The organism is Mycobacterium szulgai (assembly GCF_002116635.1).
GTDB lineage: Bacteria > Actinomycetota > Actinomycetes > Mycobacteriales > Mycobacteriaceae > Mycobacterium > Mycobacterium szulgai.
Genome location: NZ_LQPW01000086.1, coordinates 88831 through 113155 on the forward strand (window position 1 = coordinate 88831; position 24325 = coordinate 113155).

Sequence of the window (24325 nt, forward strand, 5' to 3'; positions counted from 1 at the left end):
GTCCGGTTTGCGAATTAATGGGCCTGGCGGAAGCCCTCGCGGCGAGGTCCGGATACGTTGAGAAACGTGCGCGACAAATCGCAACGTCGACAGCAGTGGTCCCTGGTAGGCGGCTTTCGCTACGTGGCCCGCGATGACCATTGGGAATGGTCAGACGAGGTCGCTCATATGCACGGCTACGAACCGGGCACCGTCACGCCGACCACCGCATTGGTTTTGTCACACAAGCATCCCGACGACAGACCGACAGTGGCCGAATTGATCGAGCAGGTCCGCCGGTACGGGGTGCCGTTCAGCGGCCGGCACCGGATTATCGACACCGGCGGCGACGAGCACGTCGTGATCGTGGTGGGTGACTTGTTCTACGACGATGACGGCCTGCCCGCCGGCACCTCCGGCTTTTACGTCGACATCACCAAACAGCTCAATACCGATGTCCAGCAACGGCTTTCCGAGGCGATGACGGCGGTCGCGGCGCGGCGCGCGGTGATCGACCAGGCTCTCGGCATGGTGATGCTGCGATTTCACGTCGACGCCGGTGACGCCTTCCAACTGCTGACCAAGCTCTCGCAAGACTTGAACATCAAGCTGCGCACCATCGCCGAATGTCTGGCCTCCGATATCCCCGACCGTGAGCGCCTGCTCGACATGGTCAGCCGCGACCAGTGAGCAGATCAGCCAAGTAGCTGCTCAGCCCTTGCCGAGGATGGCGTCTCGCGCCCGGTCCATCATCGCCGCGAACGGACCCGCAACCAGGTTCGCCATCTGGGATTCGACTCCGGCGTGTGGCCGGGTGGGCGCGATCACTTCGGCGAGTTTGGCGGCTCGGCCCATCTTTTGGAGTTCATCGCTGCTCAATTGCTCTACCAGCTTGGTGAATTCGTCTTTTTCTTCGTGTTCGGCGTGATCGAGAACCGCGTCGCGAAGTTCCTGCAGTTGGGAGGTGAATTCGGCGCTGTCCACATCGAGCCGTTCCAAATCCTTGAGAACCGTTTTGGCCTCATGCTCTTCCTCGAGCCGCTTTTCGACTACCGCTTTGCCGTCAGCGATCTTTCGCTTGACGCGCGGGTGCACGATCTCCTCTTCCACCGTTTCGTGGACGGCGAGCAGACGTCGAAGTTCCACGAAGGCTTCTTCTCGTTGCTTGCCGGATGCTGACAGCGTCTCTTCGAACAGCGATTTGATCTGCTCGTGTTGGCTGACCAGGAAGTCGACCACATCGTCGGGCGACTGGATGGCGTTGGAAGCCATAGTTGTCCTCCCCATTGACCTTGATTGTTTTTCTTCAAGCGCGCCGGGCTGGTTAATTGCGCGCTGATGGGCGGCTACCCGACCAGTGCGGGTGCCAAACGCGGTGTGCGGCGTTTAGCGCTTCGGCGCGCAGGGTAGGAGTAGGGCTCAAACGTCTATCGCGAGGAGCGACGTGGATCACCTCAAAAGCGACCCGGTCGACCACCACCGCACGACCCGTCAGCATGCCGGCGAATCCCTGATCAACGGCATGAACGCGGGCGGGGTCGCGGGCGTGGCGGTGGGTGTCATCGCACTCATCGTGGGTTTGTTTGCGCTCGCGACTGGCGAGATTGTCGTCGGCGTGGTCGCTCTGATTGTCGCTGTGGCGGCCGGCGGCGCTGGTCTGCTTTGGCTCAGATATGCCCATCGCCGGGTCCGCAAAGCGGAATTACGTTGGCATGAAACCCATTCCGACGAGGCGCCGCCACCGCCTAGCAGCTGATCACGCGGACCTTGTCCGGTGCCGCGGTAGGTGCGGCCGATCGGGTCCAGACAGCACCTGACGGCGGGTGTGAATGTCGTCTTCGATGAGTTGCAGGGCTTCGGGAACCGAATCGACGATGGCCAAGCCGTGATCGGAGATGACGCGCGTCAACCGGCTCAACGCGGGACCGTCCACCACTACGCAATTGAGGCCGAACAAGATTCGAAAGCAAGCAATACCAAGGAAATCGACACAACTCAGGTCGACGATCAGCGGTGTGTCCAGCTGGGAGAAACGCCGAATCGCTTGGGACACTTGGCCGGCATTCGACGAGTCGACCTCGCCGGTGACGCGTAGCAGGATGGCCAGGCTGCGCGCGTGAACTCGCACGCGGGCCCCGGTACAGTCGATCGCACGCCACGGCCGGGCATGTTCTGCGTGGCCGGCTGAGGATTTTTCGTGAGGGTACGTCATGTGATTGCGCCCATCAAAAGTGGTGGTGCTAATGCCAGCTGTGGACTCAACCTGCAGAAAGTGTAGTCCCGCCCACGCTCGCCGGATACCGGAATCGACCACATCAGTACGGTGGTGAACATGAAATTTGTCGAGGTCGACGGAGTTGGAAAAGTCAGCCGCATCGGACTGGGCACCTGGCAGTTCGGTTCCCGCGAGTGGGGCTACGGGGACCGCTACGCTTCGGGTGCCGCGCGAGACATCGTGCAGCGCGCCCTCGCCCTGGGGGTCACGCTGTTCGACACCGCTGAGGTGTACGGCCTGGGCAAAAGCGAGCGGATTCTCGGCGAGGCGCTTGGTGACCGGCGCTCCGAGGTGGCCGTGGCCAGCAAGGTCTTCCCGGTCGCCCCATTTCCGGCGGTGATCAAGCAGCGCGAACGCGCCAGCGCTCGGCGGCTGCAGCTCGACCGCATCCCCCTCTACCAGATCCACCAGTCCAACCCGGTGGTCCCCGATTCGGTGATCATGCCGGGAATGCGCGACCTGCTCGAAAGCGGCGATATCGGCGCGGCCGGCGTCTCGAACTACTCCCTGTCCCGGTGGCAGCTCGCCGATGCCGCACTGGGCCGTCCCGTGGTCAGCAACCAGGTGCATTTCTCACTGGCCCACCCGCAGGCGCTCGACCGTCTGGTTCCGTTCGCTGAGAGCGAGAATCGCATCATCATCGCCTACAGCCCGTTGGCGCAGGGACTGCTGGGCGGTAAATACGACGTCGACAACCGGCCCGGTGGCGTTCGTGCGCTCAATTCGTTGTTCGGTACCGAGAACCTGCGACGCATCGAACCGCTGTTACAGACATTGCGCTCGGTTGCTGCCGAGGTCGACGCGAAACCGGCGCAGGTTGCGCTGGCCTGGCTGATCAGCCTGCCGGGCGTGGTCGCCATTCCCGGGGCGTCCAGCGTCGAGCAGCTCGAGTTCAACGTCGCCGCCGCCGACATCGAGCTCAGTGCCGAATCCCGCGATGCGCTCACCGCCGCGGCGCGCGCGTTTCGGCCGGTATCGACCGGGCGCTTCCTCACCGACATGGTCCGCGAGAAACTGCGCCGCTGACGCGGCCTTGCGCCGGATGCTTCACCGCGTATCGATGGCTACTCCCCGGCGCGGTGAAGCCTCCGGTGTCGTCGAAGAAAGCCCACTCCCCCTCGTCGTTGACCTCCATGCGCCAACCCAACTCGGAATTGGCGCCGACCGACCGGATAAACCAGGCGTACGCGGCCTCCGCATTGTCGAAATTTTTCGTCGCGACAATTTTGCCCTGCGGAGTGATAACTCGAAACTCAGGCATTTCGTCTGATTAGCCAGTCCGCTGGGCTTTCAACCGCGCTTTAGCCGCAGGTGGCGCCTATTTGACGAGCACTAAACCGTGCGTGCCAACCGCTCGGCAAGCAGCTCGGCGAACCGCGCCGGGTCCTCGAGCACCCCGCCTTCGGCGAGAAGCGCTGTCCCGTAGAGCAATTCGGCTGTCTCCGCGACGGCAGGGTCCTCGCTGCGGTCTTGGTGGGCTTGGCGCAAACCGGTGACGAGCCGATGGTTTGGGTTGAGTTCGAGGATCCGCTTGCCGACAGGGACATCCTGGCCGGAAGCCCGGTAGATGCGCGCGAGCGCCGGCGTCATCCCGAAGGCGTCGGTGATCAGGCACGCGGGAGAGTCGGTGAGCCGGGTGGACAACCGCACTTCCTTGACGTGCTCGCTGAGCGTCTCCTTCAGCCAGGCCAGCAGGTCGGCGAACTCTTTCTGCTGCTCCTCGCGCTCGGCCTCGGACTGGTCTTCCTCGGAGTCCAGATCCACCTCGCCCTTGGCCACCGACTGCAGCGGCTTGCCGTCGAATTCGGTCACCGTTCCCACCCAGACCTCGTCGACCGGGTCGGTCAGCAGCAGCACCTCGTAGCCCTTGGCCTTGAACGCCTCCAGGTGCGGCGACTTCACCAGTTGCTGGCGGGTCTCGCCGGTGGCGTAGAAGATCTGCGTCTGGCCCTCCTTCATCCGCTCGACGTACTCGGCCAAGGTGGTGGGTTCTTCTTCGCTGTGGGTGGAGGCGAACGACGAGACCCGAAGCAATGCCTCCTGGTTGTCGATGTCGGACAGCAGGCCCTCCTTGAGGACCTTGCCGAACTGGGTCCAGAATGTGCGGTAATCCTCGGGCCGGTCGGTCTGTATCTCTTTGATCACCGACAGGACCTTCTTGGTGAGGCGACGGCGGATCGCATTGATCTGCCGGTCCTGCTGCAGGATTTCGCGGGAAACGTTGAGCGAGAGGTCCTGTGCGTCGACGACGCCCTTGATGAAGCGCAGGTACTCGGGCATCAGCTGATCGCAATCGCCCATGATGAATACGCGTTTGACATACAGCTGGACGCCGATCTTGGCGTCACGGTTGAACAAGTCGAACGGGGCGTGGGACGGGATGAACAGCAACGCCTGGTATTCGAAGGTGCCCTCGGCCTTCATCGAGATGACCTCGAGCGGGTCGTCCCAGGCGTGCGCGATGTGCTTGTAGAACTCCTTGTACTCCTCTTCGGAGACCTCGTCCTTCGGCCTGGCCCACAGCGCCTTCATCGAGTTGAGGGTCTCGGTCTCGATGGTGACCGTTTCTTCGCCCGGCTCTTCGCCTTCCTCAGGGGCCGGCGGCGGGGTGCGCCGCTCCACATCCATCCGGATGGGCCAGGCAATGAAGTCGGAGTACTGCTTGACCAGGTTTTTGATCTTCCACTCTGAGGTGTAGTCGTGCAGTTCGTCTTCTACGTCTTCGGGCTTGAGGTGCAGGGTTACCGACGTGCCCTGCGGCGCGTTTTCGACTGACTCAATGGTGTAGGTGCCCTCGCCGCTGGATTCCCAGCGGGTGGCCTCGCTCTCACCGGCCTTATGGGTAAGCAGTTCGACCTTGTCGGCCACCATGAAGGCCGAGTAGAAGCCGATACCGAACTGACCGATCAATTCCTCGGAGGCGCCGTCGCCCTTGGCTTCGCGCAGCTGCTGGCGCAGCTCGGCGGTACCCGACTTGGCCAGGGTGCCGATCAGGTCGACGACCTCGTCGCGCGTCATGCCGATGCCGTTGTCGCGAATGGTGAGAGTTCTTGCTTCTTTGTCGACGTCGATCTGGACGTGCAGATCGGAGGTGTCGACATTGAGCTCTTTGTTGCGCAGGGCTTCCAGCCGCAGCTTGTCCAGGGCATCGGATGCGTTGGAAATCAACTCCCGCAGAAAAGAATCCTTATTCGAGTAGACCGAATGGACCATCAAATCCAACAGCTGACGGGCCTCGGCCTGGAACTCCAACTGCTCGACATGCGTGTTCATAACGCAAGAATTTAGCGAGGCGGGATTCGGCCGTTGCGGCAGGGATGGTCTTCGGGCAACCACGCGGTGTTATCGGCACGCCACCCAGGAATCGACCACCAAGATCCTCACGCGTCTTGCCGGGCGCAATCAGCGCTACCGGCCAGCTCGTCCACTATTTCCGCCAGACAAGCAAAGCCGGGCGCCGCCGCCACTTCCGCGGCAATGCGTCGGCTCGCTTCGCGGTAACGGGGTTGACTCAGCACGGCAAGGATGTCTCTGCGCAGGGCGCTGGACGTGGGTCGCTCGGTTCGCAGCCGACGTCCCACGCCCGACCATGCCACCCGGGCGCCCACCTCGGGTTTGTCCTCTTTGCCACCGGTGGCGACGATCGGAACGCCATAGCGCAATGCGTACTGCACCCCGCCGTATCCACCGTTGGTGACGTACACGTCGGTGCGAGGCAGCAGCTCGCCGTACGGCAGATACATCGCCGCTCGGGCATTTTCGGGCAATGGTGGCAGGGTATCGAGTGGACGGCCACCGGTACTGACCACGATGAGAACATTCTCATTGGCGAGGGCTTGCAAGGTGGGGGCGATGACTTGCCGGTAGTCGACATTGGCGACAGTGCCCTGGGTGACATGCACGACGGGCCGGGTGCCGTCGAGGTCAGACCACCAGTCCGGTAGCTCGGCCTGCGAGTCGGTGATGAGCGGCCCGGCGAAGTGCAGCGTGGCCGGCGCATCGGAGCGGGGATACTCGAAACCCCGCACTGTGAACTGCACGATCGCTTCGGCGCGAGTGGGCCAGTCGAAGAGCGAACATGGCAGTTGCTTGCCATGCGCCTGGCGATGCATCTGATCGCCAATAGCGTTGGGTTTCTTCAGCATCCGCCGGCTGACTGCGGCAAGTGCGGCGTTGCGTGGTCTGTTGGCCCATCGCGCGGGCAATAGTCCCATGCCGAACGGCGCGGTGTCGACGCTGGAGATAGGCAGTGGCACAACGCCGCACACGACGACCGGCGGACGCGCGCGCCGCTCGTGTCCGAGAAGTATCGCGCCGCCCATCGAAGCCGGTTCGAGCAGCAACACATCGGCCGGCCGGGCCGCGTGGGCCGCCATCATGGTCTCGTACTGGGATTTAGCCGGGCCAACGAAGATGTGCTCGATGTCGAACGCGGCCGCCTTGGTTCCCTTCAACTTGGCTCGCTCGGGAAATTGCCGAAGCAGCGCCTCGTCGTAATCCGCGTCGGCCGGCAGCGGTAGGTGCGATGCGCCCGTCGCGGCGACCCTATCGGCGAAGCGAGCGCCAGTGATGAACCGGACGTGGTCGCCGCGCTCGACAAGACCTCGCGCGATGGTCAATAGCGGCGTGACGTGGCCATGGGCGGGGATGCTGGCCATGAGGATCGATGCCATGTCGCGCCCCTAGGGTCACATTACATACTGTCCTGTAGTATTCATTATTATGCCACGGCAGTCAATATCGGAACAGCCTTCTCGTCGTGCCCGCACCTACCGCTCAGAACTGCGGCAACTGCAGGCAGAGCAAACACGGTCCCGAGTGATCACCGCCGCGGCTGAGCTATTTGCCGAATACGGCTACGCGCGAACCACTTTCGCAAAGATCGCCGGTAAAGCCGGTGTCTCTCCGGAGACAGTGCAGGGAAATGGCCCCAAGGCCGCCCTACTGATCGCTGCGGCCGAGTACGCCGCGTTCGGCGTGACTGGCGAGCAGGACATTCTCCATCTCGAGGCTGGCCGTCGCATCCTCGCAGCCCAGGACCGCGACGAGGCGCTCGACGTTCTCGTCCGCGCCCAGACCGAGGTGCACGAACGGACCGCACGGCTGGCACCGGCGCTTATCGGCGGCGCCTCCGCCGATCCCGAACTGGACGGCTATCTGACTAAGCTGACCGCCAGCATCAACCAACAGATCCGGCGAGTATTTGAGGTTTTCCGCGAGCGCGATTGGCTGCGTGACGATGTCTCGTTCGACGAGCTGGTCGAAACGGCCGCGGTGATTTGCAGCGTCGAAAGCTTCCTGCGAATTACCCATCGCGACGGCTGGAGCGTCGCGCGTTATCGCAGGTGGGTTCGGCGCGTACTGGCCGAAAGCATTTTCAGACATACCTGAGCTTTAGTGCCCGCGAAGGTGTCTTAGTTCTCTATGCTCAGCTCATGACAGGCAGTATTGCCGCGTCGAACGTGCGTCCGGATAGCCAGGTCCGGCAGGGCACTGCCGGTCGTTCCCGATAGCAACGAAGGCCACTCCGATGGAACCTGATTCTCGCGGGCCGCAAAAACGGGCCGGCCCGACCAGATCCTCGGGGATTCTGCAGAGCGCTCACGCGCCCGGTTTGAACGATCACGCTTGCTGGGCGTACTCGTCTCGCGCCGAACGCGATGCCGCTGCCGTGGAGTGGCTGGTAACTGGCGCCCGGATCGGACAACGCCCGTTCATCGTGACGGCTGATGCCGACGGTGGTGCAGCACTCTTGGCTGCCGTCGCCGCCGCCGACACCTTTGTTGCCGAAGAGGTCACATACTTCAGCATCGAGCAGCTCTACGACTTGTCGGTGCCCATCGACCCGCAAGCGCAACTGACGAAATACTCCGCCGAGGTCGCTCGGGCACAGGCCGACGGCCGCAACGGCGTTCGAGTGTTCTGCGACATCACCCGGCTGATCGCCGATCCGGCTCGCCGCGCCGGCCACGCGCACTGGGAGCACTTCGCCGACACCTGGATGGCCGAGGGCAACCCGTTGGCGGCGTTGTGTGCCTACGACATCGGCGTGGTGGGCGACCAGCCCGAGGCGGTGATGGTTCTGCACCCGCTGCGGCACGGCCCCGGCATCTGCTCGACCCCGTTCGGATTGTTCTGCGAATCGTCGAAGACGGTGCTCGACGGCGAAGTCGACGCCTTCGGCACAGCCGCCCTCGCCGGGGCACTGGCGGCGCTGCCCGAAGGTCCGGTCACCCTCGACTTGAGCGGCCTCAGCTACCTGTGCGCGCGGGGCGCGGCCACCCTGGCCGCTGCCGCGAAGCCGGCGACGCCAGACCAGCGACGGCTTCGACTCGTGGGCGCCCGCCCGATCGTGCAACGAATATGGCAGGTTCTCGGCTTGGACGAGCGGATGCTCTCGAGGCAGGAGGCCCACGCCTCCTTGGCTTGAGATGGCTAACGCTCGCCAATGTCGTTACGACACAACAGGATTGAGCGGGAGATCGTACGATCGATGATCGTTACGCCGCTGCCCTAGTGGTGAGCGGTACCGAAATTTCTTTCCGTTGAAATCGCCGAATCCCTCCGATAGATCGCGGTACCGTACCAGCATTGTCCTGACGCGTCGGGAGGTTGAGCTGTGTCGTTCTTGATCACGACGCCAGATCTGGTTGCGGGTGCGGCAGCAGATCTAGCGAATATCGGTTCGGCGCTCAGTACGGCCAATGCGGCCGCGGCCATCCCGACAACAGGCGCGCTGGCCGCCGGAGCAGACGAGATATCGGCAGGCATCGCGGCGCTGTTCGGCGGGCACGCCCGGGCGTATCAGGCCGTCAGTGCACAGGCAGAAGCGCTTCACGACCAGTTCGTGCAGGCCCTGAGCGCGGCGGGCAGTTCGTATGCCAATGCCGAACTCGCGAATGCGCAGGCGAACTTACTGAACGCCATCAACGCACCGACGCAGGCACTGCTGCACCGCCCGCTCATCGGGGATGGCTCCAACGGCGCGCCCGGCAGTGGGGACAACGGCGGCGCTGGCGGGTTGCTGTACGGCAATGGCGGTTCCGGCGGGTCAGGCGGTCCTGGCAAGGCCGGCGGCAACGGCGGGTCGGCCGGGCTGATCGGTAGCGGTGGAGCCGGCGGGCAGGGCGGTCCCGGTATGTCCGGCGGAGCCGGTGGCCGCGGCGGTTGGTTGTGCGGCAACGGCGGCGCCGGCGGCGCCGGCGGCGACGCTACGGCAATCGCTGCCGCCGGCGGTGCCGGCGGGGCCGGCGGGGCCGCCGGGCTGTTCGGCAACGGCGGAGCCGGTGGCCACGGAGGCACCGGCGGACAAGGCGGGGCCGCGGTACCCCCCACCGTCGGAGGCACCGGCGGCGCGGGCGGCGCCGGCGGAGCCAGCGGTGTGTTCGGCAATGGTGGAGCCGGTGGAGCCGGCGGGCAGGGCGGGGGCGCCGCCGCTGTGCCCGGAAGCACCGCCGGCAACGGCGGCCTAGGTGGCGCCGGAGGGTCCGCTGAGCTGTTTGGTGCTGGTGGTGCTGGCGGCGAAGGCGGGCACGGCGGATCGGGCGGTCTTTCGAGTGCCGACACCGGCGGTAACGGCGGCAACGGTGGTGCTGGCGGGATCGGCGGACTGTGGGGTTCCGGTGGGGCCGGCGGTTTGGGCGGGCAGGCAGGTGCCGGCCTGATTGGCAGCGGCGCAAGCGGCAGCGGCGGCGCCGGTGGCGCGGCGAGACTGCTCGGCAATGGCGGGGCCGGCGGAAACGGCGGGGACAGCATCGGCATCGGTGGTCATGCCGGCGCGGGCGGAGCGGGCGGCGCCGGCGGGCAGGTGATCGGCAACGGCGGTGATGGCGGTAACGGGGGCGCTGCGAACGGTCCGGGTACCGGCGCTGTCGGCGGTAACGGCGGCAACGCCGTCTTCATCGGTAATGGCGGTAACGGCGGCAACGGCACGGGTGGCGAGCAGGGCGGCGCCGCAGGCAAGGGCGGCATCTTCGGCCACAACGGCAAGAGCGGGGCGTCCTAGGGGCGTCGTAGCGACGAACCAAGCCGGGTGTCAGGTGGCCATCAACTCGAAGACGGGGATGACCCGGTCGGTGCGCTCCTGGTACTCGCCGAACCCCGGGGCACGCTCGACGACGATCCGGTAAACCGAATCTCTTTCGTCGCGCGGCAATTCGCGAGCCGTGGCCGGCCGTGGATCCTGGGTGCCGATCTCGACGGTCACCCCGGGATGGGCGCGGATATTGTGCACCCACGCGGGGTTGCTCTCCCGGCCGGCCGCCGAGCCGACGATGTAGATCTTGCCGTCGACGTCGAAGTAGGCGACCGGGTTGACCCGCTTGGCGCCGCTCTTGGCGCCGGTCGACGTCAACAGCAGCAACGGAAAGCCCTCGAACTGTCCGCCCACTTTGCCACCGTTGCTGCGGAACTCCTCGATGTTGCGCTCGTTGAATTCGCGCTCTTCGCGCATCACCTCGTCACCCATCGGCCCATCTTGGCATGAAATCCAGCCGGCGAACGGAATTAGCCGAGCGGCGTTGCGCCACAACCGGGTTAGCTTGGCGATGCGCGCGCCGGCAGACTGCCGGCGGTGTGGTCGGCCAATTCCGTTTGACGCGACCGTAAACGGATTACTATCTGCCCATGCCACTTGAGGTTGGCCAGGTGTTCGCCGGATACACCATCCGGCGCGTGCTGGGCGCCGGCGGGATGGGCGCGGTGTACTTGGCTTCGCACCCTCGGTTACCGCGGGAAGACGCACTGAAGGTACTGGCTGCGGATTTGACCGACGATCCGGAGTTTCGGGCGCGGTTTCTGCGCGAGGCCGATCTGGCCGCCAGCCTGTCTCATCCGCACATCGTGCGGATCCAGGACCGCGGTGAGCACGATGGGCAGTTCTGGATTTCGATGGATTTCGTGGCCGGCACCGACACGGCTCGGCTACTGGCCGAACAGTTTCCGGGCGGGATGCCGCTGGAACAGGTGACGCCGATCATCACCGCTGTTGCCTCGGCGCTCGACTTCGCCCACCATCGCGGGTTGTTGCACCGCGACGTCAAACCGGCCAATATTTTGCTGGCCGAATCCGATGGTCAACCGCGGCGGATATTTCTGGCCGACTTCGGCATCGCGCGGCGCATCGACGACCTGACCGGGCTCACCGCGACCAACATCACGCTGGGCACCGCCTCCTACGCCGCGCCCGAACAGTTGAAGGGCGAGCCGCTGGACGGTCGTGCCGATCAGTATGCATTGGCGTGCACAGCCTTTCACTTGCTTACCGGTTCGCCACCCTATGTCGATACAAATCCCATCGTGGTCATCAGCCAGCATGTCACCGCCCCGCCCCCCTCGATCGGCGCCCGCCGCCCCGAATTGGCCGGGCTGGATCCGGTGTTCGCCACCGCGATGGCCAAGAAACCATCCGACCGGTTTGCCAGCTGCCAGGACTTCGCCGCCCACCTGAGCCAGTACCTCAGCGTCGCCGCCTACGACCAGGACACCCAACCCGCGCTCAGTACGACGGCACCCACTGTGCCGCGGCCCGTTGCGCGCAAGCGGCCGGGTGTTTTGATCGGTGCCCTGGCGGGCGTCGGGCTGCTGCTCATCGCCACAGGGATTATTGCCGCCATCAAGCTCACCCAGCACCCCAAGCCGGCCAGGGCCACGGCGTCGGCCGCACCAGCTCCTGCCGCCGCGGGCCCAGCACCCAACACCGGACCTTTCACCGGGGTATACCGGGCCAACTTCCACGCGGCGACCAGTCTCGACGACATGCCGGCTCCGGGCATGACGCCGTCGACCGACACCTACGCCGTTCGCTCGGTGTGCGGCTCCAACGGTTGTGTGGCAACGGCGTCGCACCTCGATGGTGAAACCACCTTCGCACCGAGCCTGATCTTCGACCAGATCGACGGACACTGGGTGTCGGTGGCCATCGGCTCCGACAAGTGCCAGAACGCGCCTGCCGAAATGTGGGAGGTGTTCACGCTGGACCCGGGCCCAGGGGCCAGTTTCACCGGCGTCTTCAGCACGACGACCAGCAACGATTGCTTAGGCAAGCACACCGTCACCTTCACCCGCACCGGAGACGTCGACATCAACACCCTTCCCGACCCGGCCGCCCTGCCGCCCCGGGTGACCTCGCCCGCCCAAGCGCTGCGCGGGCAGTACCACGAGAAGCGCACCTATAAGATCCGCAGCGCACCGCAGGAAAACGACTATGCCGTCACCACCAACTGTCTGCGCACCGGCGAGCGGTGCATGAGTTTCTTCCACGCACCGTCGGGCGCTGTGCAACCGCTGGTATTCGCCGACGGCAATTGGACCCTGGACACCGACACCGACATGCAATGCCCGGGCCACGGGACGCAGATGCATGTGAAAAAGACCGCACAGTATCCGCTGCCCCAACCACCACAGGATCCGATCACCCTGCTCTCCGGGCAGGGTAGGCAGCAACAGACCGGCAGCTGCGAGGTGAACGTGGCCTTCGACGAAACATTTACGCGCACAGGCGATTAGCCAACCATGTCGCTCGAAGTCGGCCAGGTGTTCGCCGGATACACCATTCTGCGCATGCTGGGCTCCGGCGGAATGGGCGCGGTGTATCTGGCCAGGCACCCACGGTTGCCGCGCGAGGATGCGCTCAAGGTATTGCCTGCCGATTTGACCGCAGATCCCGAGTATCGGGCGCGATTCGAGCGTGAGGCCGAACTGGCAGCGGCTCTGTCGCATCCGCACATCGTGCGGATCTTCGACCGCGGCGAATACGACGGCCAGTTCTGGATCTCGATGGACTATGTGGACGGCACCGACGCAGCGGTGTTGCTGAGCAAATTCCATCCGGGCGGGATACCGGCTGATGAGGCATTGGCGATCGTCACCGCGGTGGCCTCGGCACTGGATTACGCACACCATCTCGGGCTGCTGCACCGCGACGTCAAACCGGCCAACGTCCTGCTGACCGAACCCGACGGACAACCACGACGGGTGTTCTTGGCCGACTTCGGCATCGCGCGACGCATCGCCGAGGTGGCACGGCTGACCTCGACCAACATGGCGGTCGGGACCGCTGCCTACGCCGCACCCGAGCAGTTGATGGGTGCGGCTCTCGACGGACGTGCCGATCAATATGCGTTGGCCTGCACCGCATTTCACCTGCTTTGCGGCGCACGGCCCTACGACAGCGCCAACCTCGCTGTGGTGATCAGCCAGCAAATCACCGCCGAGCCACCGTCGATCGGTGCGCGCCGCCCCGACTTGGCCGCCCTGGATCCGGTGTTCGCCACCGCGATGGCCAAGAAACCATCCGACCGGTTTGACAGCTGCCAGGAGTTCGCGCACCAGCTCAGCCAGTGCCTCAGCGGCGCCGCCCCCTACACCTTCGCCACCCGGCCCGCGCCCGCCGTGCAGGTGCGGCGTTCCCGTGTTCGCATCGGGGTGCTGGCGGCGGCCGTGGTGCTGCTGCTTGCCGCCGCTGCGGTTTTCGGCGGCCTGCAGCTCACTGCGCAACACCATCCTGGTGTCGCAGCCGGTCCTTTGTCCGGCGTCTACCGCGCCGACTTCGGGCCGATCACCGGCCTCGACGACGTTGCCGACACCGCAGCTGCACCGGAGCTGGTGAGCAGCTACGGACTTCGTTCGGTGTGCGGAACCACCGGCTGCGTGGCGACCGCGACACGGTTGAGCGGCGCGCCGGTAGGCGCAACCACGATGGTCTTCGACCAGATCGATGGTCGTTGGGTGGCCGTCGCGCTCGGCTCGGACCTGTGCCGAAGCATGCCCAGCGAATTCTGGCAGGTGTTCACCCTGCAGCCGGGTCCCGGCGGCAGTCTCACCGGGGAATACTCGACGACGGCAGGCAATGGCTGCGCCGAGAAGCGAACCGTGACCTTCACCCGCACCGACGACCCCGACGACAACCGCCTGCCCGACCCGGCCGGCCAACCCAAGCGGGTGTCCTCACCGGCCGAAGCTCTGCACGGCCGCTACCGGCTGGCCCGAACCTTCACCAGCGGGATGGCGCCGCAACGCACCGAGGCCGCCGTCAGGACCGACTGCCTGCGCACCGGCCAGCGGTGCATCAGTTACTTCCACGGCCCATCGGCAGAATTCCCGCTGGTATTCGACGGCACGAACTGGACGTCGGACATCGAGCAGGACACCCAGTGCCCGGGGACGCGAGCCACTACACACGTGAAAACCACCGAGCAGTATTCGCTGCCCGCACCGCCGCAGAATCCGATCACCCTGCTGAGCGGGCAGGGACACCAAGTACAAAGCGAGCCGTGCGCACTCGACAGTGACTTCGGCGAAACATTCACGCGCACCGGCGATTAGCCGCAACGACCCAAAGTATTCGGCTAAGACCCGCCTATCCCCGGCGCGGCAGCTTACGATTTGCCAATGGTGCTCGAGGTTGGGCAGGTGTTCGCCGGATACACGATCCTACGAGTGCTGGGTGCGGGCGGAATGGGCACGGTGTATCTGGCGTCTCATCCGCGGTTGCCGCGCCAGGACGCACTGAAGGTGCTGCCGGCCGACGTCACCGGCGATCCGGAGTTCCGGGCACGATTTCTGCGGGAGGCCGACCTGGCGGCCAGCCTGTCTCATCCGCACATCGTGGGGATTCACGACCGCGGCGAACACGATGGCCAGTTCTGGATTTCGATGGACTATGTGGCCGGCACCGACGCGGACCAACTGGTGAGCGAGCAGTTCCCCAGCGGCATGCCCGTCGATCAAGTGGTCACCATCATTACCGCGGTCGCCTCGGCCCTGGACTACGCCCACCATCGTGGGCTATTGCACCGCGACATCAAGCCGGCCAACATCTTGTTGACCCAGCCGGACGGGCAGCCGGCCCGGGTTTTTCTGGCCGACTTCGGCCTCGCGCGCCGCATCGACGACGCGTCGGGACTGACCGCAACCAACTTCACCGTCGGCACAGCCGCCTACGCCGCGCCCGAGCAGCTGACGGGCGACCCGATGGACGGACGCGCCGACCAATATGCCTTGGCCTGCACGGCTTTTCATCTATTGACCGGCGTCGCGCCGTATGGCAAATCCAATCTGGGGCTGGTGATCAGTCAACACATCACGGCCCCACCACCCTCGCTCGCCGCCCACCGGCCCGAGCTGGCCGGGCTGGATCCGGTGTTCGCCACCGCGATGGCCAAGCGGCCGGCCGATCGGTTCGGCAGCTGCCAGGAGTTCGCCCAGCAGCTGGCCGAGCGCCTCACCGTCGTCAGCTACCCGCACGATGCCACCGCGCTGGACGCGACGATGCCGGCCGCACTACCTCAGCTCGGCGAACCGCCGGGGCGGCGTCGCCGGGTGCTGATCGGCGCGCTGGCGGCGATAGTGTTGCTGGTCGTCGCCGTCGGGGTCGTCGCGGCCGTGAAGCTCACCGGACAGCGGCAATCCGGTACCACCGCGGCCCCGCCGACGGCCACGGCAGGCAGCCCGGAACGCGAAGCCGGTCCGTTCACCGGCATGTTCCGGGCCAACTTCGGCGCCGGGACCAATCTCGACAATGCCCCCACGCCGGGTGCGACACCGACGACGGCCATCTACGCCGTCCGCTCGTCGTGCACACCCGCCGGATGCGTGGCCACCGCGTCGCGGGTGAGCGGCGAACTGCGCCTCGCTTCGACGATGGTGTTCGACAAGGTGGATGGCCGCTGGGTGGCGGTGGCCCTCGGCTCCGACAGATGTCGCGGCACCGCCTCTGAATTCTGGCAGGTGTTCTCCCTGCAGCCAGGCCCCGAGGGCACTCTGACCGGCGAATACCGCGCTGCGGCCCGCAACGCCTGCAATCAGAAACGCAGCGTGACGTTCACCCGAACCGGCGATGTCGACATCAACAGCCTGCCCGACCCAGACAAGCAACCGAGGCGGATGGTATCGCCGGCCGAGGCGCTGCACGGCAGCTACCACGTCACTCGAACCTTCTCCAGGGCGATCGCGAAACAAGAGATGGACTACGCGGTCATCACGGATTGCCTGCGCAGCGCCGATCGGTGCATGAGCTACTTTCACTCGCCGTCAAACGACACGCCATTGGTATTCGATGGCGCCAGTTGGGTTCTGGACGTCGCACACGATGAGAGCGTCGCGGGCTGCACCGCATTGATGGTGAAAACCACCGGCGACTACCCGTTGCCGCAACCCCCCGAAAATCCCATCGCGCAGCTCACCGGGCACGGTACCCATCAACAGACCGGCACATGCGCCGTTAATGTGGAGTTCGACGAAATCTATTCGCGCATACGCGATTAGCGCTGACGAACGTCAGCCCGCACCGATTTCAAAGGTGAATTCATGATCGCAGATGCGGATGGAGTCACCGTCGGCGAGCGTGGCGCTGGGCGCAATCCGCTGGCCGGCTACATCGACTCCGTTGGCCGAATGGAGGTCGGTGACGACGAAGCTGGTCCCGGTGTCGACGATCACCGCGTGGTAGCGGCTCACTGTGTCGTCGTCCAGGACGATGTCGTTGTCGGCGAGGCGACCAATCCGGGTGGCCGGCCCGCGCAGCGGATGACAAAGCCCGGCCGCGTCGCGTAACTGTGCGACGGGCGCTTCCGGGGTGACTTTCGGGCGCCGCTGCAGGGTTTCCGCCGCTCGTTTGGCCGTGGCGCGGGCGGCCTGCTTGATGTCCAGCGGCTCTTGGCGAAGCATCCGCTGATGCAGGGTTTGCAGCGTGGGGCCCGGGTCGATGCCCAGATCGTCGGCGAGCGTGGCCTTGAGCCGGCCGTAGGTTTCCAGCGCATCGTATTGGCGCTCGGTCAGGTAGTAGGCGGCGATCAGCTGCGCCCACAGCGGCTCCCGGTAGGGGTGCTCGGCCACCAAGGCTTCGAGCTCGGAAGTTATAAAATGCGCTCGGCCGCAAGCTATTTCGGCTTCAGCACGGGCGGTGAGCGCAACCAGCTTGTCCTCGGCCAGTGCGGCCGCGAACGCTTCGACGAATTCGAAGTCGCGCAGGTCTTCTAGTACCGGACCCCGCCACTCGGCCAGCGCGGCCGACAAGTGGCTACTTGCGTCGTCGAACCGGCCCGCGGCGGCGGCCTGGATTCCGGCCTTCTGCTCGCTGGCGAAGCGGCCGATGTCGCACTCCTCGTCGGCCACGTTCAGCCGATATCCCGGATGGGCGCTGACAAGGACGGCGGCGCCGCTGCCCATTAGTCGACGCAGCCGGGATATGTGGGCATGCAGGCTGCCTCGGGCCTCCGGTGGCGGCTGCTGCTGCCACGCCGCATCGATCAACGCGTCGATCGAGACGGTGCGATTGCGATTGATCAACAGCATGGCCAGCACCGCCCGCTGCTTGGCCGCGCCCAATGGCGCGTCGGTGCCGTCGACGCTGAGCTGTAGCGGTCCCAATACCCCGAATCGAAGCGTGTGCTGGCTGCCACGGTCCGGCGTCACCATAGGTAGACCCGCGCGCTGTTGCCGCCGATGCAGGTGATCCAGCTGTCCCCCGGGAATTGCCGGCAGTGCATGAGAAAGTTCGAGCCGTTGCACAGTGCTCCGGGCACCGTCATGCAATCCACGGCGCCCGGCGCCGAAACCGCCCGCGGCAATGGACTGGCGTTGCCGTATTCGGCCCAATACGACGTCAGCACGCTGTCGGCGAAAAGACATGAGGTTTCCGGCGTCCCGCGTCCGGCGTGGGTGGCGAATCCCGTAGCCGTCGGCAACGAGAAGCCCTGATCACAGGTCTGATGCAGGCTGCTCAGGTCGGCTCCGGTGATCAGTGGCGGCCGGGCGAGCGGGCTTGCCGGCTGCCCGGTGCGCCCGCGGACGAGCAGGAAGACCACCACACCGATGCCGGTGAGTACCAACGCCGTCGCGACCGCGATCAGCGTCGGCAGCAGCCGGCCGCGCTTGCGCTGTGGTGCATCGGCGGGTTTCGCAGCGGCCGACAGCGCTCGGGTGTCGTCTCCGGGCGAACCGAGCGGCGAAGTGATCTCGCCGCCCAGTGCGCGACTGGCCGCCCGGCCGAGAGCTCCCGCCGTCGCGTACCGCTCGTCGGGGTTCTTGGCCATGCCTCGGGCGACCACTGCGTCGAGCGCGGCGGGAATACGCGAGTTGGTTGCGCTCGGCCGCGGGGGCGGCAAGGCGATGTGCGCGGCCACCAAATGCTCGAGGTTGGCGGCGGAAAACGGAGCGTCACCGGTCAGCAACTCGTACAAGACGCATGCCAGCGAGTACACGTCCACCGCCGGTGTGGCCACCGAGTCGTTAAACCGTTCGGGCGCCATGTAATTCAAGGTGCCTATCTGGGTACCCACCGTCGTCAGCCGGCTGTCGCCTTTGGCCTCGGCGATGCCGAAGTCGACCAGATACACGAAGTCGGCAGGGGTGACGATGATGTTCTGCGGCTTGACGTCGCGATGGATCAGCCCTTCGGCATGTGCCGCATCCAGCGCGGCGCTCACCTGACCGATGATGTTCACCGCCCGTTCCGGTGTCAGCGGACCTTCGGCGACCAGATCGAGCAGCGTCTGTCCCTGCACCAGACGCATGTCGATGTAGAGGCTGCCATCGATCTCGCCCCAATCGTGAATCGGGATGACGTGGGGTTCTTGCAGGATCGCCGCGGCCTGGGACTCGCGCTGGAATCGGGTGCGGAACGTGTCGTCCCGGGACAACTCGTCGGCAAGGATCTTCAGCGCGACGCTTCGTCGTTTCCCCGTGTCATAGGCCTCGTACACCGCTCCGCCGCCGCCTTTGCCGAGCAGGCGGGTGATGTTGTACTTGCCGAACGTCGTCCCGACGCGCGCGTCCACCGCCGCAGTATCTCCCCCGCGGCACAGCAACGCACGCAAGACCCACACAAGAATCGCACAAGGCACACATCGGACGCTCTACGTGACCGGTCGCTGGGGCCCGGCTATCACGAACCTTCGACTAGGAAGTGACCCGACATGACAGCGACAAAGACCATAGCGAGTTGGCTGGCAGCCGCCGCGGCAGCGATCGCTATCGCCGCACCCGCGCACGCCGACCCCGCGGTGAATCTGCAGGTGACCGATGATGTGCGGGCCGACCTGATGCAGGCCGGGGCGACGCTCACCGGACGGCCAGCCGCGGAGTACAGCGGCTTGGCGCCGGGGCGGACTTACTACGCGTACGTACCGAGCCAGACCAATCCCACTTATTGGGCCGCCGGCGCGCTGTACGGGCCGAAGACCGAGGCGGCCGCGATCAACCTGCAGGATCAAAACAGCTACATGTTCTTCCGCAAAGGCGGGGACCCGGACGCAACCTGGGTTCCGATCGCAGCCGGGTTCGGCCCGATACCGGCGGGCGCGGCGCCCTGCCCGATTCCGCAGGAGGTTCGCGACCTCTGGCAGTGGCCAGCCGGCAAGTGCTATCCCCCGCCCAGGTCCTGAGGAATCCAGCGATGAAACGCCTCTTCCTTGTCTTCGCCGTTGCCGCCACGCTGGTGACGGCGGGATGCTCGGGTACCTCCACCACCTCAGCCCCACAGCACCCGACTGCCCCGGCGCCGAGCACCGCGCATCCGGTGAGCTACGGCCGTCAGGTCGTGCTGCCGTTCGGCGAATTCATCAATCACCTCGCCGGGGTGACGGTGGACAGCGCCGGCAACGTGTATGCCCTCGATCTGCACTACGGCCAGGTGTGGGAAATGGCAGTGGGGGCAAGTAAACCCACGTTGCTGCCATTCACCGACCTCGGCCAAGCCGTTGATGCAACGGTGGACGCAGCCGGCAACTTCTACATCACCGACTACTTCAAGAACCGTGTGCTGAAAGTGCCGGCCGGAGCCAGCAGCCCGACCGTGCTGCCGTTCACCGATCTCAACGTGATTGCAGGCGTAGCGGTGGACGGCGCGGGCAACGTCTACGTCGCCGACTCCGGCAACCATCGCGTCTTGCGACTGGCGCCGGGTTCAGCCAGCCCAACGGCATTGCCATTCAACGATATTCGAGCCGATGGTGTGGCCGCGGATGCGGCCGGCAACGTCTACATCACCGACTCGGTGGGCAAGCGTGTGCTGAAGCTCGCTCCCGGCGCCAGTGAGCCGACCGTGCTGCCGTTCACCGACCTCGAACAACCGACCAGCGTCGCGGTGGACACCGCCGGCGGCGTCTACGCCGTCGACTTCGGCACCAACCGCGTGTTGAAATTGGCTGCGGGCGCTAGCGCCCCAACCGTGCTGCCGTTCAGCGACCTCAACGAGCCGTTCAGCCTGGCGGTCGACAACAAGGGCAATGTGTACGTCAACGACGGCATGCACTTTCGCGTCCTCAAGCTGCCGGTGCAGTGACATGAAGCGGATAGCGCTGATGGTCGTCATTGCCACCGTCGCAATCGCCGGCGTGGCAGCCTGTGGCACGTCAAAGGTCACCCACCGGACGCCTGCGGTGACCACTACAACGCCTGCGGCACAACAACAGTCGGCATGCACCCACCTCAATGGCACGGTCGGCCCGGACCAAACCTGCCACGTCCGCAGCGTCACCCCCACCTACAAGATCGACATCAGCTTCCCCCTCGACTACCCCGACCTGCAGCCGGTGATCGGCTTCCTGGACCGCGGCCGCGCCGGATTCATCGACTGGGTGAGCAAGATCGGGCCCCAGCACAAGCGTGGGCGGCCGTATCAATACGTCGTTACCGCAAAGACATTCCGCTCCGGAACGCCGGACTCGGGAACTCAAAGCCTAGTGCTGCAGATCGACAACGACACCGGCCTGGCCAACGAAGGCCACCCCAACACCACGTTCGCGGGGTTCAACTTCGACCTCGGCAAGCGCTCGCCGATCACATTCGAGATGCTGTTCCGGCCGGGGACCCAACCGCTCGAGGTGCTCAATCCGATCGTCGAGCGCCAATTGCATGCGGCGCCTGGCGATCTCACCGAGCAGACGTATCAGAACTTTGCGCTCACCGACGACGCGGTCATCTTCTTCTTCGCTCAAAACCAGGTGGTGTCCGACAACAACGGCCCGCACCGGGTTGCCGTGCTCCGCACCGAGCTCGCGTCACTGCTCGCCTGAATCCGTGCTTGACGGGAAAGGAATCGACATGAAGCACATAGACATTCGAGGCCTGCGCTATCAGGTGATCGTCGCCGCGATGGCGGCGCTACTGACAGCAGCCTGTGCCTCATCCGGTCCGACTGCCGCGCACGGCAAGTCGGATATCCCCACCGTCGCACCGGTGACGCAGCTGTCGGCTCGTGGCGTGGAATCCTCCATCGAGACCATCCCGTGGCCGCAGGTCGGTCCGGGTTGGATGCTCGCCGTGTGGAGCCCGGTCACCGGTCATCGGCCCGGCGAGACACCAGCGCCCAACCAGCCGGCGCCCAACCAGCCAAATCCGAACGAAGTCACCAAAACCCTGTATCTGGTCAACCCGGCCGGTGGCCGCTATCCGATCACTACTTTCCCGCCCGGCACCAGCCCCAGGTTGATCGACTGGTCCAGCGACCGCGGTCATGCGTTGTTCGACCTGCCCAAACCCGGATCGGTGTCGGCCAACACGGTCATCTCGGTCGACCTGCGGACCGGCAAACAAAGTTCGTTTGCTCGCGACCAGGGAAGCCCCATCGGTTACGCGCGTGCGGACGGTACCGGCGTGCTTATCGGCGAAAGCCACTACCGCGACCACCCAGGCTGGCTCGCGCGCGTGGACATGGCCGGCAACCAGGAACTGGCTTACGCCGTGGCCGAGGACTACTCGGGAGGCGCGCTTGCGACATCCGATGGCACGCAACTGGTCCTCGGCTCAGCAAGCGGCCTTGCGGTGATGAGCGGTGACGGGGTGCCCGGCAGACGACTGCCGGTTCCGGGAAAGCTGAGTGCGTGCTCGCCGGTCCGGTGGTGGACTCCGACGGTGGTGTTGGCCCGGTGCGGGGACGCCGTCCGCTATACCTCTGCCGGGCAGCTCTGGCGAGTACCCGTCGACGGCACGGCGCCGACGGCGCTCACCGCGGTCAACTCCGGCCAAGGCGACGACCCCGGCTTTGCCGGCGACGCCGGTGACACCGATGCTTGGCAGTTGCCGAGCGGCACGTTCCTACAGTCCATCGGCGCGTGCGGCACCCTGTTCCTGTCCCGGCTGACACCCGACGGGCACACCACGCGAGTGAAAATTCCGGGTGTGTCTGACAGTGTGCGCGTAGACGGCGTCAGCGGCGACAAATTGGTGCTTACCGCCAAGGCCGGCTGCGGTCCCGGCACATCACTACTCGCATACGACCCGGCGGCCAGCACATTCACCGTGTTGCTCGGGCCGGTTGTCAATGGCGGCAGTGTTACCGAAGCGCTCGTCTATCCTGGCCGCGAGTGATCCCGGCCGGGCATAATCCTTGCATTTGAGGCAATCAATGCTTCGAATAATTCTGCTAGACGCAGGTATGCGGCCTTCCTAGCGTAGTTGTCCAGAAACGCGACTTGGGGTCGCAACTGGACGGGCGGGAGGCCAGCCATGGTGAATTTTTCGGTGCTGCCGCCGGAGGTCAATTCTTTGCTGATGTTCACCGGCGCTGGCTCGGCGCCGATGCTGGACGCTGCGGCGGCATGGGGTGGCTTGGCCACCGAATTGGAGACGGCGGCGTCGTCGTTTTCTTCGGTTACCTCAACGTTGGCGAGTCAGTCGTGGCAAGGCGCCGCGTCGGCGGCGATGGCGGCCGCGGCAGCCCCCTACGCGGGGCTGTTGAGCGCCGCCGCCACCCACGCTCAAACAGCAGCCACCCAATCCCAAGCGGTGGCCGGTGCGTTCGAGGCCGCACGCACAGCGATCGTCCATCCACTGGCGGTAACGGCCAACCGCGACGCGTTCGTGCAGTTGGTTCGGTCGAATTTCTTGGGGCTCAACGCGCCGGCGATCATGGCCGCCGAGAGCCAGTACGAACAGATGTGGGCTGTGGACGTGGCAGCGATGACGGGCTATCACGCCGGCGCGTCGGCGGCGGCGACGCAGTTGGTCTCGTTGCCGGCCGGCCTGCAGCAGTTACTGCAGGGCCTGCCCAACCTGGGTGTCGGCAACAAGGGCACCGGCAACGCGGGCAGTGGTAACACCGGCAACACCAACGTCGGATCCGGAAACACGGGCGACGCTAACGTCGGTGGCGGGAACTACGGCAACGCCAACATGGGCTCTGGGAACACCGGCAACGGAAACGTGGGCTCGGGCAACATCGGCAGTGGCAACGTCGGCTTCGGGAACTCCAGCGTGGGCAGCGGCGCCAACGTTGGCGCCGGAAACTACGGCAATCACAACTTCGGCTTCGGCAACACCGGCGACGGTAACCGCGGCGGTGGAAATACAGGCAACGACAATATCGGCGGCGGAAACACCGGCAGCGGAAACTGGGGCTTCGGCAATACCGGCAACAACAACATCGGAATCGGGCTGACCGGTAACAATCAGGTCGGCATCAACCTGGCCGGCCTGCTGAACTCGGGCACGGGCAACATCGGCTTTGGCAACTCTGGTACGGGCAACATCGGCTTCTTCAACTCCGGCGACGGTAACGTCGGCATCTTCAACACGGGCAGCAACAACGTTCTGCCGGGCCACCTCAACGGTTTTGGCTTCGGCAACTCGGGCGTCGGCAACGCCGGCTTCGGAAATTCGGGAATCTCGAACACCGGCTTCGGCAATGCGGGCAGCCAGAACACGGGCATGGGTAACACGGGCAGCGAAAGCACCGGCTTCTGGAACTCGGGCGACGCCAACACTGGCTCTTGGAATTCCGGCGACGCCAACACGGGCAACGGGAACTCTGGCGATATCAACACCGGCTTCTGGAATTCAGGCAACGTGAACACCGGCTTTGGCGCCACCACCGACACCGGCCTGACCAACTCGGGCTTCAACAACACCGGCTCGTCTGATTCGGGCTTCAACAACACCGGCATCTTCACGTCGGGCTTCCTGAACTCGTCCACCGGCGGCGATTTCGTTAACGGCTTCACCTCAGGTATTGGAAACGTTGGCATCCCGGGTTCGCCAAATGGCCCCGGCTTCAGCGGCTTCAACTCGGGCCTGTTCAATGCGGGCACCGGTGTGTCGGGCCTCTTTAACCTCGGTCCATCCAGAGGGTAA

General features: G+C 65.3%; 21 protein-coding genes and 1 pseudogene. 14 read left to right on the forward strand and 8 right to left on the reverse strand.

The window, feature by feature from the left end; all coding sequences use genetic code 11:
• Positions 1 to 66: 66 nt before the first annotated feature.
• On the forward strand, positions 67 to 669 hold the full coding sequence (locus AWC27_RS13845; RefSeq protein WP_085671003.1) for a PAS and ANTAR domain-containing protein: 603 nt from the start codon (positions 67 to 69) through the stop codon (positions 667 to 669).
• 21 nt (positions 670 to 690) lie between these two features.
• Here AWC27_RS13845 and AWC27_RS13850 read toward each other — a convergent pair whose 3' ends face one another.
• On the reverse strand, positions 691 to 1251 hold the full coding sequence (locus tag AWC27_RS13850; protein ID WP_085671004.1) for a hemerythrin domain-containing protein: 561 nt from the start codon (positions 1249 to 1251) through the stop codon (positions 691 to 693).
• 172 nt (positions 1252 to 1423) lie between these two features.
• Between AWC27_RS13850 and AWC27_RS13855 the strand changes: the two genes are divergently transcribed.
• Positions 1424 to 1735, forward strand: coding sequence for a hypothetical protein (locus tag AWC27_RS13855; RefSeq protein ID WP_085671005.1), 312 nt, complete (start codon positions 1424 to 1426; stop codon positions 1733 to 1735).
• Here AWC27_RS13855 and AWC27_RS13860 read toward each other — a convergent pair whose 3' ends face one another.
• A complete protein-coding gene (locus AWC27_RS13860; RefSeq protein ID WP_245847080.1) occupies positions 1736 to 2107 on the reverse strand; it encodes an STAS domain-containing protein in 372 nt (123 codons plus the stop codon).
• 204 nt (positions 2108 to 2311) lie between these two features.
• Here AWC27_RS13860 and AWC27_RS13865 point away from each other — a divergent pair, with 204 nt between their 5' ends.
• A complete protein-coding gene (locus tag AWC27_RS13865; RefSeq protein ID WP_085671062.1) occupies positions 2312 to 3280 on the forward strand; it encodes an aldo/keto reductase in 969 nt (322 codons plus the stop codon).
• A gap of 40 nt (positions 3281 to 3320) precedes the next feature.
• Here AWC27_RS13865 and AWC27_RS13870 read toward each other — a convergent pair.
• From AWC27_RS13870 to AWC27_RS13880, 3 genes and pseudogenes are all read right to left on the reverse strand, one after another.
• Positions 3321 to 3515: pseudogene (locus tag AWC27_RS13870) on the reverse strand (hypothetical protein); the annotation flags it as partial.
• 71 nt (positions 3516 to 3586) lie between these two features.
• Positions 3587 to 5527 (reverse strand): molecular chaperone HtpG, encoded by a 1941-nt coding sequence (htpG, locus tag AWC27_RS13875; protein WP_085671006.1) that lies wholly within the window; start codon positions 5525 to 5527, stop codon positions 3587 to 3589.
• Between the two features lie 107 nt (positions 5528 to 5634).
• Entirely contained in the window at positions 5635 to 6927 is a 1293-nt protein-coding gene (locus tag AWC27_RS13880) for a glycosyltransferase (RefSeq protein WP_085671007.1), read from the reverse strand.
• Between the two features lie 145 nt (positions 6928 to 7072).
• Between AWC27_RS13880 and AWC27_RS13885 the strand changes: the two genes are divergently transcribed.
• The 3 genes from AWC27_RS13885 to AWC27_RS32730 all read left to right on the forward strand — a co-directional run bounded on the left by AWC27_RS13885 (position 7073) and on the right by AWC27_RS32730 (position 10259).
• A complete protein-coding gene (locus AWC27_RS13885) occupies positions 7073 to 7645 on the forward strand; it encodes a TetR/AcrR family transcriptional regulator (protein ID WP_169726785.1) in 573 nt (190 codons plus the stop codon).
• Positions 7646 to 7868: 223 nt separating this feature from the next.
• A complete protein-coding gene (locus AWC27_RS13890; protein WP_169726786.1) occupies positions 7869 to 8684 on the forward strand; it encodes an MEDS domain-containing protein in 816 nt (271 codons plus the stop codon).
• Positions 8685 to 8873: 189 nt separating this feature from the next.
• Positions 8874 to 10259 (forward strand): PE family protein, encoded by a 1386-nt coding sequence (locus AWC27_RS32730; protein WP_085671010.1) that lies wholly within the window; start codon positions 8874 to 8876, stop codon positions 10257 to 10259.
• Between the two features lie 30 nt (positions 10260 to 10289).
• Here the strand turns inward: AWC27_RS32730 and AWC27_RS13900 are convergent, their stop codons facing one another.
• On the reverse strand, positions 10290 to 10721 hold the full coding sequence (locus AWC27_RS13900; protein ID WP_085671011.1) for a nitroreductase family deazaflavin-dependent oxidoreductase: 432 nt from the start codon (positions 10719 to 10721) through the stop codon (positions 10290 to 10292).
• 158 nt (positions 10722 to 10879) lie between these two features.
• Between AWC27_RS13900 and AWC27_RS33175 the strand changes: the two genes are divergently transcribed.
• The 3 genes from AWC27_RS33175 (at position 10880) to AWC27_RS13915 (ending at position 16519) form a co-directional block, all read left to right on the forward strand.
• Entirely contained in the window at positions 10880 to 12760 is a 1881-nt protein-coding gene (locus AWC27_RS33175) for a serine/threonine-protein kinase (RefSeq protein ID WP_085671012.1), read from the forward strand.
• A 6-nt stretch (positions 12761 to 12766) separates the two neighbouring features.
• Positions 12767 to 14578, forward strand: a complete 1812-nt coding sequence (locus AWC27_RS33180; RefSeq protein WP_085671013.1) for a serine/threonine-protein kinase — start codon at positions 12767 to 12769, stop codon at positions 14576 to 14578.
• Positions 14579 to 14644: 66 nt separating this feature from the next.
• Positions 14645 to 16519 carry a serine/threonine-protein kinase gene (locus AWC27_RS13915; RefSeq protein WP_085671014.1) on the forward strand — a complete coding sequence of 625 codons (1875 nt, stop codon included), beginning with the start codon at positions 14645 to 14647 and terminating at the stop codon, positions 16517 to 16519.
• A gap of 12 nt (positions 16520 to 16531) precedes the next feature.
• Here the strand turns inward: AWC27_RS13915 and AWC27_RS13920 are convergent, their stop codons facing one another.
• Positions 16532 to 17671: a BTAD domain-containing putative transcriptional regulator gene (locus AWC27_RS13920; RefSeq protein WP_085671015.1), complete on the reverse strand. Its 1140-nt coding sequence runs from the start codon at positions 17669 to 17671 to the stop codon at positions 16532 to 16534.
• Entirely contained in the window at positions 17665 to 19032 is a 1368-nt protein-coding gene (locus AWC27_RS13925; protein ID WP_085671016.1) for a serine/threonine-protein kinase, read from the reverse strand. The genes AWC27_RS13920 and AWC27_RS13925 overlap by 7 nt, the downstream gene beginning before the upstream one ends.
• A gap of 138 nt (positions 19033 to 19170) precedes the next feature.
• Between AWC27_RS13925 and AWC27_RS13930 the strand changes: the two genes are divergently transcribed.
• From AWC27_RS13930 to AWC27_RS13950, 5 genes are all read left to right on the forward strand, one after another.
• A complete protein-coding gene (locus tag AWC27_RS13930) occupies positions 19171 to 19638 on the forward strand; it encodes a hypothetical protein (protein ID WP_085671017.1) in 468 nt (155 codons plus the stop codon).
• Between the two features lie 11 nt (positions 19639 to 19649).
• A complete protein-coding gene (locus AWC27_RS13935; RefSeq protein WP_085671018.1) occupies positions 19650 to 20537 on the forward strand; it encodes an NHL repeat-containing protein in 888 nt (295 codons plus the stop codon).
• A 1-nt stretch (position 20538) separates the two neighbouring features.
• A complete protein-coding gene (locus AWC27_RS13940; RefSeq protein ID WP_169726787.1) occupies positions 20539 to 21270 on the forward strand; it encodes an esterase in 732 nt (243 codons plus the stop codon).
• A 28-nt stretch (positions 21271 to 21298) separates the two neighbouring features.
• The gene (locus tag AWC27_RS13945; RefSeq protein ID WP_085671020.1) at positions 21299 to 22564 is read left to right on the forward strand and encodes a hypothetical protein; all 1266 of its coding nucleotides are present in this window, start codon (positions 21299 to 21301) and stop codon (positions 22562 to 22564) included.
• Between the two features lie 138 nt (positions 22565 to 22702).
• A complete protein-coding gene (locus tag AWC27_RS13950) occupies positions 22703 to 24325 on the forward strand; it encodes a PPE family protein (protein ID WP_085671021.1) in 1623 nt (540 codons plus the stop codon).

Excerpts from the sequence above, each read along its gene's own strand:
- AWC27_RS13880 (WP_085671007.1), bottom strand. The coding sequence starts at position 6,927 with ATGGCATCGATCCTCATGGCCAGCATCCCCGCCCATGGCCACGTCACG.
- AWC27_RS13915 (WP_085671014.1), top strand. The coding sequence starts at position 14,645 with ATGGTGCTCGAGGTTGGGCAGGTGTTCGCCGGATACACGATCCTACGA.
- AWC27_RS13945 (WP_085671020.1), top strand. The coding sequence starts at position 21,299 with ATGAAGCACATAGACATTCGAGGCCTGCGCTATCAGGTGATCGTCGCC.
- AWC27_RS13935 (WP_085671018.1), top strand. The coding sequence starts at position 19,650 with ATGAAACGCCTCTTCCTTGTCTTCGCCGTTGCCGCCACGCTGGTGACG.
- AWC27_RS13900 (WP_085671011.1), bottom strand. The coding sequence starts at position 10,721 with ATGGGTGACGAGGTGATGCGCGAAGAGCGCGAATTCAACGAGCGCAAC.
- AWC27_RS13920 (WP_085671015.1), bottom strand. The coding sequence starts at position 17,671 with ATGGTGACGCCGGACCGTGGCAGCCAGCACACGCTTCGATTCGGGGTA.
- htpG (WP_085671006.1), bottom strand. The coding sequence starts at position 5,527 with ATGAACACGCATGTCGAGCAGTTGGAGTTCCAGGCCGAGGCCCGTCAG.
- AWC27_RS13930 (WP_085671017.1), top strand. The coding sequence starts at position 19,171 with ATGACAGCGACAAAGACCATAGCGAGTTGGCTGGCAGCCGCCGCGGCA.
- AWC27_RS33180 (WP_085671013.1), top strand. The coding sequence starts at position 12,767 with ATGTCGCTCGAAGTCGGCCAGGTGTTCGCCGGATACACCATTCTGCGC.
- AWC27_RS13950 (WP_085671021.1), top strand. The coding sequence starts at position 22,703 with ATGGTGAATTTTTCGGTGCTGCCGCCGGAGGTCAATTCTTTGCTGATG.
- AWC27_RS13850 (WP_085671004.1), bottom strand. The coding sequence starts at position 1,251 with ATGGCTTCCAACGCCATCCAGTCGCCCGACGATGTGGTCGACTTCCTG.
- AWC27_RS33175 (WP_085671012.1), top strand. The coding sequence starts at position 10,880 with ATGCCACTTGAGGTTGGCCAGGTGTTCGCCGGATACACCATCCGGCGC.
- AWC27_RS13865 (WP_085671062.1), top strand. The coding sequence starts at position 2,312 with ATGAAATTTGTCGAGGTCGACGGAGTTGGAAAAGTCAGCCGCATCGGA.
- AWC27_RS13940 (WP_169726787.1), top strand. The coding sequence starts at position 20,539 with ATGAAGCGGATAGCGCTGATGGTCGTCATTGCCACCGTCGCAATCGCC.